The sequence below is a fragment of the Pseudomonas mosselii genome, from assembly GCF_019823065.1.
Classification (GTDB): Bacteria; Pseudomonadota; Gammaproteobacteria; order Pseudomonadales; family Pseudomonadaceae; genus Aquipseudomonas; species Aquipseudomonas mosselii.
The window spans coordinates 238,092-251,125 of record NZ_CP081966.1 but is presented as its reverse complement, the minus strand read 5'-3'; the positions used below and the strand labels follow the sequence as shown (position 1 = coordinate 251,125).

15 protein-coding genes are annotated in these 13,034 nt (G+C 65.4%); 6 read left to right on the top strand and 9 right to left on the bottom strand.

Features of this window, described 5'->3' with window-relative positions; translation table 11 throughout:
• Nucleotides 1-83 precede the first annotated feature (83 nt).
• Both K5H97_RS01165 and K5H97_RS01160 read left to right on the top strand, forming a co-directional pair.
• Nucleotides 84-1,814, top strand: a complete 1,731-nt coding sequence (locus K5H97_RS01165; protein ID WP_028688589.1) for a dipeptidase — start codon at nt 84-86, stop codon at nt 1,812-1,814.
• Between the two features lie 146 nt (nt 1,815-1,960).
• Nucleotides 1,961-2,398 (top strand): CBS domain-containing protein, encoded by a 438-nt coding sequence (locus tag K5H97_RS01160; protein ID WP_028688590.1) that lies wholly within the window; start codon nt 1,961-1,963, stop codon nt 2,396-2,398.
• 6 nt (nt 2,399-2,404) lie between these two features.
• On the opposite strand, the gene K5H97_RS01155 is transcribed toward K5H97_RS01160, so the two are convergent.
• The 3 genes from K5H97_RS01155 to K5H97_RS01145 all read right to left on the bottom strand — a co-directional run bounded on the left by K5H97_RS01155 (nt 2,405) and on the right by K5H97_RS01145 (nt 3,875).
• Nucleotides 2,405-3,043, bottom strand: a complete 639-nt coding sequence (locus K5H97_RS01155) for a hypothetical protein (protein ID WP_028688591.1) — start codon at nt 3,041-3,043, stop codon at nt 2,405-2,407.
• Between the two features lie 70 nt (nt 3,044-3,113).
• Nucleotides 3,114-3,356: a DUF2789 domain-containing protein gene (locus tag K5H97_RS01150; RefSeq protein WP_028688592.1), complete on the bottom strand. Its 243-nt coding sequence runs from the start codon at nt 3,354-3,356 to the stop codon at nt 3,114-3,116.
• Between the two features lie 60 nt (nt 3,357-3,416).
• Nucleotides 3,417-3,875 carry an aminoacyl-tRNA deacylase gene (locus K5H97_RS01145; protein ID WP_028688593.1) on the bottom strand — a complete coding sequence of 153 codons (459 nt, stop codon included), beginning with the start codon at nt 3,873-3,875 and terminating at the stop codon, nt 3,417-3,419.
• A gap of 96 nt (nt 3,876-3,971) precedes the next feature.
• Here K5H97_RS01145 and K5H97_RS01140 point away from each other — a divergent pair, with 96 nt between their 5' ends.
• Both K5H97_RS01140 and K5H97_RS01135 read left to right on the top strand, forming a co-directional pair.
• Nucleotides 3,972-5,315: an NfeD family protein gene (locus K5H97_RS01140; RefSeq protein ID WP_028688594.1), complete on the top strand. Its 1,344-nt coding sequence runs from the start codon at nt 3,972-3,974 to the stop codon at nt 5,313-5,315.
• A gap of 3 nt (nt 5,316-5,318) precedes the next feature.
• On the top strand, nt 5,319-6,071 hold the full coding sequence (locus K5H97_RS01135; protein WP_028688595.1) for a slipin family protein: 753 nt from the start codon (nt 5,319-5,321) through the stop codon (nt 6,069-6,071).
• Between the two features lie 28 nt (nt 6,072-6,099).
• On the opposite strand, the gene K5H97_RS01130 is transcribed toward K5H97_RS01135, so the two are convergent.
• The 3 genes from K5H97_RS01130 to K5H97_RS01120 all read right to left on the bottom strand — a co-directional run bounded on the left by K5H97_RS01130 (nt 6,100) and on the right by K5H97_RS01120 (nt 9,309).
• The gene (locus K5H97_RS01130) at nt 6,100-6,732 is read right to left on the bottom strand and encodes a LysE family transporter (protein ID WP_028688596.1); all 633 of its coding nucleotides are present in this window, start codon (nt 6,730-6,732) and stop codon (nt 6,100-6,102) included.
• A gap of 79 nt (nt 6,733-6,811) precedes the next feature.
• Nucleotides 6,812-7,399: a mechanosensitive ion channel family protein gene (locus tag K5H97_RS01125; protein ID WP_028688597.1), complete on the bottom strand. Its 588-nt coding sequence runs from the start codon at nt 7,397-7,399 to the stop codon at nt 6,812-6,814.
• Entirely contained in the window at nt 7,399-9,309 is a 1,911-nt protein-coding gene (locus K5H97_RS01120) for an ATP-binding cassette domain-containing protein (RefSeq protein ID WP_028688598.1), read from the bottom strand. Before K5H97_RS01120 ends, K5H97_RS01125 begins: the two co-directional genes overlap by 1 nt.
• Nucleotides 9,310-9,359: 50 nt before the next feature.
• Between K5H97_RS01120 and K5H97_RS01115 the strand changes: the two genes are divergently transcribed.
• Complete coding sequence (locus K5H97_RS01115) at nt 9,360-9,839, top strand: TIGR02444 family protein (RefSeq protein WP_028688599.1); 480 nt, start codon at nt 9,360-9,362, stop codon at nt 9,837-9,839.
• Here K5H97_RS01115 and K5H97_RS01110 read toward each other — a convergent pair.
• Nucleotides 9,815-10,885, bottom strand: coding sequence for an AlgP family protein (locus K5H97_RS01110; protein ID WP_028688600.1), 1,071 nt, complete (start codon nt 10,883-10,885; stop codon nt 9,815-9,817). The genes K5H97_RS01115 and K5H97_RS01110 overlap by 25 nt on opposite strands.
• A gap of 224 nt (nt 10,886-11,109) precedes the next feature.
• Between K5H97_RS01110 and K5H97_RS01105 the strand changes: the two genes are divergently transcribed.
• A complete protein-coding gene (locus tag K5H97_RS01105) occupies nt 11,110-11,775 on the top strand; it encodes an FKBP-type peptidyl-prolyl cis-trans isomerase (RefSeq protein WP_028688601.1) in 666 nt (221 codons plus the stop codon).
• Between the two features lies 1 nt (nt 11,776).
• On the opposite strand, the gene K5H97_RS01100 is transcribed toward K5H97_RS01105, so the two are convergent.
• The gene (locus tag K5H97_RS01100; RefSeq protein ID WP_028688602.1) at nt 11,777-12,247 is read right to left on the bottom strand and encodes an Rsd/AlgQ family anti-sigma factor; all 471 of its coding nucleotides are present in this window, start codon (nt 12,245-12,247) and stop codon (nt 11,777-11,779) included.
• A gap of 230 nt (nt 12,248-12,477) precedes the next feature.
• Nucleotides 12,478-12,975 carry a disulfide bond formation protein B gene (locus K5H97_RS01095; protein ID WP_028688603.1) on the bottom strand — a complete coding sequence of 166 codons (498 nt, stop codon included), beginning with the start codon at nt 12,973-12,975 and terminating at the stop codon, nt 12,478-12,480.
• Nucleotides 12,976-13,034: the final 59 nt, after the last annotated feature.

The following is a 13,034-nucleotide window of genomic DNA, read 5'->3' as shown; positions in this document are numbered from 1 at the left end:
CCGGTGGTCATTGGTGATAGCGTGGGCATCTTCCGTTTGCGTAAACGGTCACCCTCCACCCCTGCAAAGGAATGCGCACCCCCATGCCATATACCAAGCTATCCGCCGCATCGCTCCTGCTGGCCAGCGTGGCCATGTTCTCGATCCCGGCCCAGGCCAACCTCTCCCAGCAGCAGTCCGCCGCCATCATCAAGGCCTACGACGGCAGCGACCCGGCCGACTTCAAGCAGTTCCTCGGCAAGCTGGCCGGCAGCGACCTGGCCAAGGCCGACAAGCTGGACGAAACCCTCAAGCTGTACCTGGCCGGCAAGCCGTTGAGCGCCGAACAGCAGGACGAGATCAGCCGCCTGCTGGGCCTGTACACCCGCATCAAGTACGGCAAGGCCGCCAAGGAAACCCTGCGCGAGCTGGTGGAGATCCCGACCGTTCGCAAGGACGGTGTACCGCAGCACGAGAATCCTGAGTTCATCAAGATCGCCGACAAGATCAAGGCCCTGGCCGAGGGCTTCGGCCTGACGTTCCGCAACATCGACAACCGCGTCTACGAGATCACCCTCGGTGAAGGCAAGGAAGTGATCGGCATCCACGCCCACGCCGACGTGGTACCGGTCACTCCGGACAACTGGAAGCTCAAGGACGGCACCAAGCTCGACCCGTTCAAGGTCACCCTGGTGGGCGACCGCATGTACGGCCGCGGCACCGAGGACGACAAGAACGGCATCGTCGTCGCGCTGTACGCGCTGAAGGTGGCCAAGGACGAGAAGCTGCCGCTGGCGCGCCAGTTCAAGCTGCTGGTGGACACCACCGAGGAAACCACCGGCGACGCCATCCCTTATTACTTTGAACGCAACGCCACCCCCGACTACAACCTGGCGCTGGACGGCGGCTACCCGGTGGTAATCGCCGAGAAAGGCTATGGCACCGTCATGGCCACCTTCGCCAAGCGTGCCGGTGACGGCAAAGGCGCCGAGGTGATCAACCTCACCGGCGGCCTGGCCACCAACCAGATCCCCGGCAGCTCGGTGGCGACATTGACCGGCGATAAGCCGGCCGACCTGGCCAAGGCGCTGAACAAGGCCGGCGCGGCCTACGTCAAACGCCATGGCGGCGACTTCAGCATCGACGCCAAGGTCGACGGCAAGCAGGTGCTGCTCACCGTGACCGGCGTGTCGGCGCACTCCTCCGAGCCCGAGTCCGGGGTCAACCCGGTGGCGCGCATGCTCGACTTCCTCAACGGCCTGGGCAAGGACGTGCCGCTCAAGCACAACCACATCACCGACGCCGCTCGCTACGCCGCCGACAACTGGGGCCTGGACTACCTGGGCAACAAACTCGGCGTCGGTTTCAAGGACGACTTCATGGGCCCGCTGACCACCTCGTTGACCTTCGTCGGCCTGGATGACAAGGCGCTGAAGTTGGCCGTCAACCTGCGCATTCCCAAAGGCAAGTCGCTCGACACCCTCAAGCGCGAGATCGCCGGCAAGCTCGATGCGTGGAAGGCCAAGAGCAAGACCCCGGTGGCGTTCGACTACACCCTCGATGAGCCGATGTACCGCAACCCCGAGGGCGAATGGGTCAAGGCCCTGCTGGCCGTGGCCAGCGAGAACCTGGGCATGAAGCACGAGTACGGCACCTCCGCCGGCGCCACCTCGGTGCACGACCTGCCCAACGGCGTGCAGTTCGGCCTGGCCATGCCGGACGTCAAGTACACCGGGCACAACGACAACGAGTTCAAGACCGTGGAGCAGTTCATGCTCGACCTGCAGGTCGTCAGCGAGATGGTGGCGCGGATCGGGCAGATGCCGAAGCTCTGATGACCCACTCGGGGCCGCGTTGCGGCCCCTTGCCGCGATGACGTTTTTCAATCACCTCGATGCCGTTTCCTGCATTGCCGTGCAGAGCGCCGTGCCGGATGCTTTATTTACTCCGACACGTCGCATTTGCACCCACAGAGGCCCGTATGAAGAACGTCGAACAAATCCTCAAAGCCAAGTCCCAGCACCACACCGTCTACACCATCAACCCTGACGACTCGGTGTTGGATGCCTTGAAGTTGCTGGCGGAGAAGAACGTCGGCGCCCTGCCGGTGATGGAGCATGGCCAGGTAGTGGGAATCGTCAGCGAACGCGACTACGCCCGCAAGCTGGTGCTCAAGGGTCGCTCCTCGGCGGCCACGCCGGTACGCGACATCATGAGTTCTCCGGTGGTCACGGTTGAACCCAAGCAGAATCTCGAGTACTGCATGAACCTGATGACCAACCGCCACCTGCGCCACCTGCCGGTGGTGCATGAGGGCAAGCTGCTCGGGCTGCTGTCTATCGGCGACCTGGTGAAGGAAACCATCGCCGAACAGGCCAACCTGATCCTGCAACTGGAGCAGTACATCCGCGGTGAATGACCCTGCTCAGTGATAGGCGCGCTCCAGCTCGTCCAGCTGATGGTCGAAGCTGCGCAGGCGCGCCGACCAGGTGTACACCAGCACTTCCAGATCCCTGTTGAGCACGGCGGTGTTGCCGCCATCACGGGCCGGCGCGTCGCACAGGTCCAGCTGGTAGCGCTCGCGGGCCATGGCCGTGGCCACGCTGGACAGGTCGCGGGCATTGGCCAGCCAGTGATGGTGGTGGTCGTGCACTTCCCGGTCGAGTTCCCGGCACTGGCGCTTGAGGGCGTCCAGGCTCTGCTCCAGCGGCGTGCCCTTGAGCTCGCCCATCACCTCCTCGAAGGTGCGTCCGGAGTGCCAGTAGCTGCCCCAGAAATAGCGGTCGAACACCGTCTCGACCCGGCGCAGGGCGACCTTGGTGTTCCAGATGGTCAGCAACGTTCGTCCCTGGGCGACTTCGCGCCTGTTCAGGTGCAGCTGCTGCCAGGCGATCCACGCCAGCCCGCACAACGCCACCGCCGCGGTCACGGCGGCGGCGGCATAGAGAAACTGCACGGCCTGGTTCATCGTGTGGGTGTGCCGGATACCGTAGAAGTAGCCGGCGGTCAGGGTGCCCAGGATCGTCACGGTGCACCAGAAACCTGGTGCGTAGGGATCTTTCATTGCGCCATCCCCTCTTGTTTTCCCTGAGCATAGCAACGCCCCGATCACCCATCAGGTGCCGCTCGGCGCTTTATTGGCGGGGACGGCGCAGCGCCTCGTTGAGTTGGTCGAACAGCTCCGCCCAATCGGCATCTTCAAGGATGCTGTCCCTGAGGAACGAGCGCTGGGACTCGTTCCAGAACGGCGCATCCACCAGCTTCACATCCCCCTTGAGCGGCGAATGACTGGTGATGAACTGGTCGATGCCCAGCGCATCGTCCGGCAGGCCCAGTTGCTTGAACAGTTCGGAAAACTTGTGGATCGGCGCTTCCATGATTCACTCCTATGGCCGGGCCGGTCGTCCACGACGCCAGCCCGGCGTGGGTTGCGAGCATCAGCTCAGTTCGCGCACTTCGGCGTGCGGCACCAGTTTCAAGTATTGCTCCATGCTCATGTGGATAAGGTGATCGTGGTCACCTGCCTCGAGGTAGACATCACCTTGGCGGGTAAGGGTCCGGTCGAGCAGCATGGGAATGTTGTAGGCATCGCCCAGGGCCGGGATGGCGCCGCGTTCGCAATCGCCGAACAGGCTCGGCAGGTTGCTTTCGCGGGTCAGCTGCCAGGCGCCGGTCATGCGCACTTCGGTCATGTCCAGATGCCGGTTGGCCGGCAGCACGGCCATGATGTAGTTGCCATGGCGGTCATCGAGCATCACCGACTTGGCGACCCGCTCGGCGGGTACGCCGGCCGTGCGCGCCGACTCCAGGCTGGTGGCCGAATGGGGATGGGGAATGATGTCGTAGTCGCAGTTGGCCTGGTCCAGGCGCTGCTGAAGGGTCTTGGCCATACGCATGATGCACCTCCGGTTTTGCCCCCACCCTCAAGTTTAGGCCGTGGCCCGGCAGCCACGACTAAACTTCAAGGACAGGTCCGCATGAGGTGACGACAGGTGATCGCCCGGCGCTGGCGCGTGCTGCTGTTGCTGCTGATTCTGGGCTTCGCCCCGGGCGGCCAGGCCGCGCCCGGTGCCAACGTGTGGCTGCTGAGCGTCGACGACGCCATCGGTCCGGCCAGCGCCGACTACCTCCTGCGCGGGCTGGACCAGGCGCAGGCCCAGGGCGCGCAACTGGTGGTCATCCGCCTCGACACTCCCGGCGGGCTCGACAGCGCCATGCGCCAGATCATCAAGGCCATTCTCGCAAGCACGCTGCCGGTGGCCACCTACGTCGCCCCGGGCGGCGCCAGGGCGGCCAGCGCCGGCACGTACATCCTCTATGCCAGCCACGTGGCGGCCATGGCCCCGGGAACCAACCTGGGCGCGGCGACGCCGGTACAGATCGGCGCACCCGGCAAGGACGAAAAGCCCGCCGCGAACAGCGAGCAGGACACCCTCGCCCGTAAACAGGTCAACGACGCCGCGGCCTACATCCGTGGCCTGGCGCAACTGCGCGGGCGCAACGCCGACTGGGCGGAGAAGGCCGTGCGCGAGGCGGTCAGCCTGTCGACCAGCGAAGCCCAGCGGCTGAAGGTGATCGACCTGGTCGCCGCTGACCTGCCCGACCTGCTGCGCCAGCTCGATGGCCGGACGCTGACCGTCGCCGGCCAGCCAGCATCACTGCAGACCGCCGGCGCCAATGTAGTGGAGCACCTGCCGGACTGGCGCACTCGCCTGCTGGCGGTGATCACCAACCCCAGCGTGGCGCTGATCCTGATCATGATCGGCGTGTACGGCCTGCTGTTCGAATTCATGAACCCAGGCTCCGGAGTCGGCGGCGTGGTCGGCGGCATCTGCCTGCTGCTGGCGCTGTACGCCCTGCAACTGCTGCCGGTGAGCCACGCCGGGGTGGCGTTGATCCTGCTCGGTGTGGCGTTCATGGTCGCCGAGGCGTTCCTGCCCAGTTTCGGGGTGATCGGCTTCGGCGGCATCGTCGCCTTCGTGGTCGGCGCGGTGATCCTGATGGACACCGACGCCCCTGGCTTTGGCATTCCGCTGACGCTGATCGTCAGCCTGGCAGTGTTGTCGGCGCTGTTGCTCGGCGGCGTGCTGGGCATGGCGCTGAAGGCGCGCCGACGCGCCCTGGTCAGCGGCGATGCCGGGCTGGTGGGCAGCCTGGTGACGGTGACCCAGGTACGCGCGGACAACCCGTTCTGCGGCTCGGTACAGGCCCAGGGCGAACAGTGGCAGGCGCAGTGCGCGACACCGCTGCAGCCGGGCCAGCACGTGCGGGTGACCGCCCGTCATGGCGTGACGCTGGAAGTCAGCGCCACTGCGCCCACGGCGCAAGGAGAGTAGACGATGTTCATGCAATTCGGATTCAGCGCCGTGCTGGTGCTGCTGGGCATACTGCTGCTCTCGGCCCTGCGCATCCTGCGCGAGTACGAGCGCGGCGTGGTGTTCCAGCTCGGGCGCTTCTGGCAGGTCAAGGGCCCGGGGCTGATCATCCTGATTCCCGGCATCCAGCAGATGGTCCGGGTCGACCTGCGCACCGTGGTGCTCGACGTGCCCTCCCAGGACGTGATCACCCGCGACAACGTCTCGGTCAAGGTCAATGCCGTGCTGTACTTTCGCGTGCTCGACCCGCAGAAGGCGATCATCCAGGTCGAGAACTTCCTCACCGCCACCAGCCAGCTGGCCCAGACCACCCTGCGCGCCGTGCTCGGCAAGCACGAGCTGGACGAACTGCTGGCCGAGCGCGAGCAGTTGAATTCGGATATCCGCGAGGTGCTGGACGCGCAGACCGACGCCTGGGGCATCAAGGTGGCCAACGTCGAGATCAAGCATGTCGACCTCAACGAGTCGATGGTCCGCGCCATCGCCCGCCAGGCCGAGGCCGAGCGCGAACGACGGGCCAAGGTGATCCATGCCGAAGGCGAGCTGCAGGCCTCGGAGAAGCTGATGCAGGCCGCGCAGATGCTGGGCAAGGAGCCGGGGGCGATGCAGCTGCGCTACATGCAGACGCTGGGGTCGATCGCCGGGGACAAGAGCTCGACCATCGTGTTTCCGCTGCCGGTGGATCTGCTCAAGGGGCTGGTGGACAAGCAGCGCTGATGGGGCCTCTGGGAGGCCCCATCACGCGTCAAAGCGGCGCGCGACGCAAGGTAGCGAGGAACGTCGCCGCACCGATGAACAGCCCGGCAAAGGTACGGTTCAGGCGCTTCTGCTGCTTCGGCGTGCGCAGCAGGCGCAGCACCCGCGAAGCCAGCCCGGTATATCCAGCCATCACCAGCATGTCGACACTGATCATGGTCACGGTGATCGCCACATACTGCGGCAACAGCGCCTCGTGCGGGTTGATGAACTGCGGCAGCACCGCCAGCATGAACACCAGCGCCTTGGGGTTGCTGACGTTGACCAGGAAGCCGCGGAACACCAGGCTCAGCGGCTTGCCGATCGGTCGTACGCCGGACTCGTCGCTCATGTCCATCGGCAGGGCTTGCCATTGCTTGTAGGCGAGGTAGACGAGGTAGGCGACGCCGAACCACTTGATGACCTGGAAGGCGGTGGCCGACGCGGCGAGGATGGCGCCAACACCGGCGGCGATGATGGCGATCTGCACGATCAGGCCCAATTGCAGGCCCAGGGCGTTCCAGTAACCACGCCAGAAGCCGTACTGCAGCCCACTGGACATCGAGGCGATTGCCCCGGCGCCCGGCGACAGGCTGATCACCCAGCACGCGGCAAAGAAGGCCAACCACGTTTCCATCGACATCGCACACCTCGCTCTAACAGCTTTTGCAAACCGCTAAGCTAAGGTGTTGGCGAAAAAATAACCAGACAATTCTGCGGCTTCAGTCGGTTTCCATCGCCTCAGGCTTGGCCGCCACGGCGGCTTCAGTGCCACGCCAACGCCGCACGGCCTTCTGGAAGAACTGGCTGTTCGGCACCTGCACCAGCGCTCCACCGGCTTCCGGCGTTTCCATCAGCGTGGTGTACAGCAGGTTGATGGCGATCACCCGGCCTTTCACCCCCGGCTTGTCGAGGGTATCGACCAGCTCGACCACATCGCCAATGCGAAACGGTCCGACGGTGAAGATCAGCACCGCGCACAGCAGGTTGGACAGCACGCTCCAGATGGCGAAGAACGCCACCGCCGCCACCGCGACGAAGCCCGACAATGCCGTCCACAGCACCGTGGCGGACACCCCCATGCGCTCGAGCACGAACAGCAGCGCGCTGCCCATGATCAGCCAGCGCAGGGCGCCGCGCACCGGCACCATCAGCTCGTGCGGCAACGGGTAGCGCTCGCCCAGGCTGCGCAGGCCGCGCGCGACCATGCGCTGCAGGACGAAGGCGGCGATCAGGATCAGCAGGATCTGCAGCCCCAGCCAGAACGAGTCCATCCACTGCCCCGGCAGCAGCGAACGCAGCGCATCCATCAGGACAGCGCCTCGAGCTCGGCCTGCATGCTTTCCAGCGTTTCCAGGGCTTCCATCCAGGCTTCCTCAAGCTCGCCTTCGCGTTGCTTGAGCTTGGTCTGACGGGCCAGCAAGTCGCGCAGCTCATCCTTGCGCGTGGCCTCGTACAGACCGCTGTCGCCCAACGTCGTCTCGATCTCGGCCAGTTGCTGGTGCACCTGGTTGAGTTCGGCCTCCAGCTTGTCGGCCGCCTTCTTGTGCGGTGCCAACTGCTGACGCAGGGCCGCAGCGGCCTGGCGCTGGGCCTTCTTGTCGGTCTTGTCCGGGTTCGCGGGCGCGCTGCTCACCGGCGCGTTGCGTTGGCGGTACTCGACCAGCCAGCGGCTGTAGTCGTCCAGGTCGCCGTCGAAGGTGTCGACCTTGCCGTCGGCCACCAGCAGGAAGTCGTTGGTGGTGCTCTTGAGCAGGTGACGGTCGTGGGACACCACCACCACGGCACCGGCGAACTCCTGCAGGGCCATGGTCAACGCCAGGCGCATCTCAAGGTCGAGGTGGTTGGTCGGTTCGTCGAGCAGCAGCAGGTTCGGCCGCTCCCAGGCGATCAACGCCAGGGCCAGGCGGGCCTTCTCGCCACCGGAGAAATTCACCACCGGCTCGTCGACACGGTTGCCGTGGAAATCGAAGCCGCCGAGAAAGTCGCGCAGGGTCTGCTCGCGCTCGCCCGGGGCGATGCGCTGTAGGTGCAGCAGCGGACTGGCCTTGTCGTCCAGCGAGTCGAGTTGGTGCTGGGCGAAATAGCCGACGGCGAGGTTCTCGCCGCGCACCAGGCGCCCGGACAGCGGCTGAAGCTCGCCGGCGAGGTTCTTGATCAGGGTCGACTTGCCCGCGCCGTTGGGGCCGAGCAGGCCGATCCGCGCACCCGGCGCCAGTTGCAGCTTGACCTTCTCGAGGATGGCCTTGTCGCCATAGCCCAGGCGGCCTTCGGACAGGTCGAGCAACGGGCTGGAAATCTTCTCCGACTCGCGGAAGACAAAGTCGAACGGCGAATCGACATGGGCCGCCGACAGCTCCTCCATGCGCTCCAGGGCCTTGATCCGGCTCTGTGCCTGGCGGGCCTTGGTGGCCTGGGCCTTGAAGCGGGCGATGTACTTTTCCATGTGCGCGCGCTGCGCCTGCTGCTTCTCGTAGGCCTGCTGCTGCTGCGCCAGGCGTTCGGCGCGGGTGCGCTCGAAGGCGCTGTAGCCGCCCTTGTAGAGATTGAGCTTGCGCTGCTCGACATGCAGCACATGGTCGACCACTGCATCGAGGAAATCACGGTCGTGGGAGATCAGCAGCAGCGTGCCCGGGTAGCCCTTGAGCCACTCTTCCAGCCAGAGGATGGCATCGAGGTCCAGGTGGTTGGTGGGCTCGTCGAGCAGCAGCAGGTCGGACGGGCACATCAGTGCCTGGGCCAGGTTCAGGCGCATTCGCCAGCCACCGGAGAAGTCGCCGACGCGGCGGTCCATCTGCTCGTTGGTAAAGCCCAGGCCGGCCAGCAGCTTGCGCGCGCGGGCATCGGCGGTGTAGCCGTCGGCGCTGTCCAGCTCACTGTGCAGGCGCGCCAGGGCGGTGCCGTCGTGTGCCTGCTCGGCGGCGGCCAGCTCCGCCTGCACCTTGCGCAGGCGGGCGTCGCCGTCGAGCACATAGTCCACGGCGATGCGGTCAAGGGTGTCGACCTCCTGGCGCATGTGGGCGATGCGCCAGTCGCCGGGCAGCAGGCAATCGCCGGCATCGGGCGAAAGCTCACCGCGCAGCAGGGCGAACAGGCTGGATTTACCGGCGCCGTTGGCGCCGATCAGGCCGGCCTTGTGACCGGTGTGCAGGGTCATCTCGGCGCCTTCTAGCAGGCGCTGGGGACCACGCTGTAAAGTGAGGTTCGATAGTCTGATCATGATGGTCGCGGAGTCTACCAGCTTCGCCGATCACTGGCGCGAGTGAAACCATGCACACCGACCTGTGGAATCACGCCCTGGCCTTGTATGCCCGGCCAGGCGTCGAAGCCGCCAGCCTGGCCCTCCAGGAACTGGGCGGCGATGTCTGCCTGCTGCTCTGCGGCACCTGGTTGCAGACCCGCGGCGTGGCCGCCGATGAACAAAGGATTACCGCCTTGAAGGCCCTTGCCGGCCCCTGGCAACGCGACGTGGTGACGCCGCTATGCATGCTACGCCGGCAATGGCGCGAGCAGGCGCTGGCCGACCCACGACTGAGCGTGATGCGTGAGCAGGTGAAGGCGCTGGAGTTGCAGGCTGAACGCACCTTGTTGGAGCGCCTGGAGGCGTTGGCGCACGAGTGGCCTGCGCAAGCGGGCGCCGCGCAGGACTGGCTGACCCGGCTGGCGCCGGACCAGGCCCGGGACCACGACGCGCTGCATCAACTGCGCGCCGCGGCCCGTGAGCTTCAGGACGCCGAAGTCGACGACTGAGCCGGTGTGGCGGTTGCCGCAGGCGTGGCCGCGCTGTTCGCAGGCGCCGGGGTGGTGCTGGCGGTCGGCGTGGCTGGCTGGTTTTCGGCTGGCTTGCTGGCTACAGGCTTGGCCGGAGCCTTGGCAGCGGCCGGTTTGGCTGCTGGCTTGGCTGCAGGTTTGGCGGCGGGCTTGGCCGCTGCTGGCTTGGCCGGGGCCTTGGCGGCAGCTGGCTTGGCCGCTGATTTGGCTGCAGCGGCCTTTGCCGGTGCCTTGGCGGCAGCTGGTTTAGCCGCTGGCTTGGCAGCAGGTTTCGCGGCGGCGGTCTTCGCCGGGGCCTTGGCGGCAGCTGGCTTGGCCGCTGGCTTGGCGGCAGGTTTCGCGGCTGCAGTCTTCGCCGGGGCCTTGGCGGCAGCCGGTTTGGCCACTGACTTGGCGGCAGGTTTGGCGGCTGCAGTCTTCGCCGGGGCCTTGGCAGCAGCCGGTTTGGCCGCTGGCTTGGCGGCAGGTTTTGCGGCTGCAGTCCTCGCCGGTGCCTTGGCGGCAGCCGGTTTGGCCGCTGGCTTGGCGGCAGGTTTAGCGGCAGCAGTCCTCGCCGGTGCCTTGGCGGCAGCAGGCTTGGCCGCTGGTTTGGCTGCAGCTTTCGCGGCGGCTTTCGGTGCCGCAGTACGCGAGTCCAAGGCCTTGGCGGCGGCCTCACGCACCTTGCCGACACCCTGGGCCAGCTTCAGGCTTTCCTGGGCATCGCGCTTGAGTTGCTGGATATAAGTACGGGTTTGCGCTTGGCGATCCTTGAGCGAATCGAGCAAGTCCTCAAGTTCTCCGGCGACTTTTTGCGCCTTGCCCTGAGCCTTGGCTTTACCGGCCTTGGCGGCGTCCTGCAACTTCAAACGAGCGTTGTGCAGTTTCTCTTGGGCCTTGCCACGTTGTTTTTCCAACTTGGCCAACAGTTTCTCGGCATCCGCCAGCGCTTGGGAGCAGGCATCTTCCAAATGTTCGAGCAAGCTACCGGAAAGTTGCTGGAGCAGGTGCAACGGCGTACTGACTGCTTTCTTCTTGGCCGACATGGTTTACCTCCTGGCTGACGAGAGTGCGGCTCATACTATGCTTCTGCTGCTACCGCCGCTAGGGCATGTTGACAGTCTCAGTAGCGCCGCGTTGCATGCCTGGGCAAAGTTGTTGTCTTGCAGCTGGAAACAAGTGTAGTTGCCCATTAGTGCACTGCCGATATTTACACATCTTCGCCCAACAACGCTGGCATACTTTGCGCTCTTTGCCGCAGGAACCGTTCATGCCTCGTTATCTGACTCTGGGCCTGTGCCTGGTGATGCCACTCGCCCTGGCCAACGCCGAAACCGCCCCCGCCAACGACAGCGACCTGGCCTACAGCCTCGGTGCCAGCCTGGGCGAGCGCCTGCGCCAGGAAGTCCCCGGCCTGCAGCTCGACGCCCTGGTCGAAGGCCTGCGCCAGGCCTATCAGGGCCAGCCGCCCCGCATTGCCAAGTCACGCATGCAGGCCATCCTCGAACAGCACGAGACGCAAGCCAACGCCGCCGCCGAACAGGCCCAGGTGGACAAGCTGGTGGAAGCGGAAAAACGCTTCATCGCCGGCGAACGGGCCAAGGCCGGGGTACGCGAACTGCCTGAGGGCATCCTCTACAGCGAGCTGGCCAGCGGCAGCGGCGCACAACCCAAGGCCAGCGGTCGCGTGCAGGTGCGCTATGTAGGGAAATTGCCGGATGGCACGGTGTTCGACCAGAACCTGCAACCGCAATGGTTCAAGCTGGACTCGGTGATCGAGGGCTGGCAGGTGGCGCTGCCACGCATGAAGGCGGGGGCGAAATGGCGCCTGGTGATCCCGTCGGCGCAAGCCTACGGCGCCGACGGTGCGGGTGACCTGATCGCACCCTATACCCCACTGGTGTTCGAGATCGAACTGCTGGACGTGGCCGACTGAATCAGGCCTGCACCGCGTCCTCTTGCTTGTGGGCGTTGTGCAGCACTTCGATCAGGCAGTCTTCCAGCTCGAAACGCTCGTGCAACAGGCTTCCGAGCTTGCCCAGCTTTTCCGCGAAGCGTTCGGTGTCGGTGCATTCGCCCTTGGCGCAGTGGTCGTTGAAGGCCAGGGCGATCTGGGTGATGTCGTTGATCCGCGGGTTGATTTCCTCGGCCAGCTCCAGCGCACGCTCGTCGCCAAAAGCCTTGGCCTCGCTGATGAGCTGTTCGCACACCTCGAAGTGCCACGCCGAGACGTAGTCGACGAGGACCTCGCAGAATCCGCCGTTGTGGTGCTTGTCGGCAAAGGCCGGCTTGGCATCGCGCAACGCGCGGAAGGCCTGCACCAGTTCCTGGCGCTCCTCCAGCCAACGATCGATCAGCTTGTGAACACCGCCCCAGCGTTCCTGGGCGTTCTGGCAACTATCGAGCATGGCGATCTCTTCCCTTCTGGGTAGATGCCGCTGCACCTCGCGACACAACACCGTGGCACAAAGGTGACGTCAGCAAACGGCATCGAGCAGTTGTATTTTCGGTAAGCGTGCTGCGAGATTATTCCCGCGCGACCTGCCCTTCAAGGTACGCAGCAGACAAAGTTCATACAAGCGTTTAATCCCGTTGCCGGCCACCGCTGGTCGCGCAATGCCCGGTGCATTGCCGTGGATCAACCCGCCGCGTCCTGGCGTAATCGATACAGCACCAGCCACGACAACGGCACCGCCGCCAGCAACAGGAAGGCCAGCAGGCTCCATTCCGGCAGGGTCAGATCGAGGAAGCTCCAGTTGACCGACACGCAGTCCGGGCTGCCCAGCAGGAACGCCTGCAGAATCTCGCTCCACGGGCGTTCGACCAGGTGCGCCAGGGGCAGGTGGCAACCGCTGACCGGCAGCGGCTCGGCCTGCAGCCAGACATGCCGCCCCGCCAGCAAGGCGCCAGCCGACGCGAACAGCAGCGCCAGCCGGGCATGCCAGCGGCGGGCGCCGGTGTGTAGCGTGGCGACCAGGCAGGTCAGCGCAAAACAGCCCAGCATCAGGCGCTGGCTGAAACACAACGCGCAGGGATCCAGGCCAACCACGTTCTCGAGACGGAACGACGCAACCAGCACCACTACGGCGGCCAGGAAGGCGGGAAGGAACGAGCTGCGCAAGCAGGCCAGCGACATGGGTAGATGTGATCCGAAAATGAAGGAAGTGGTTTGAAACGGTAGAGGAAAGGAGCGCT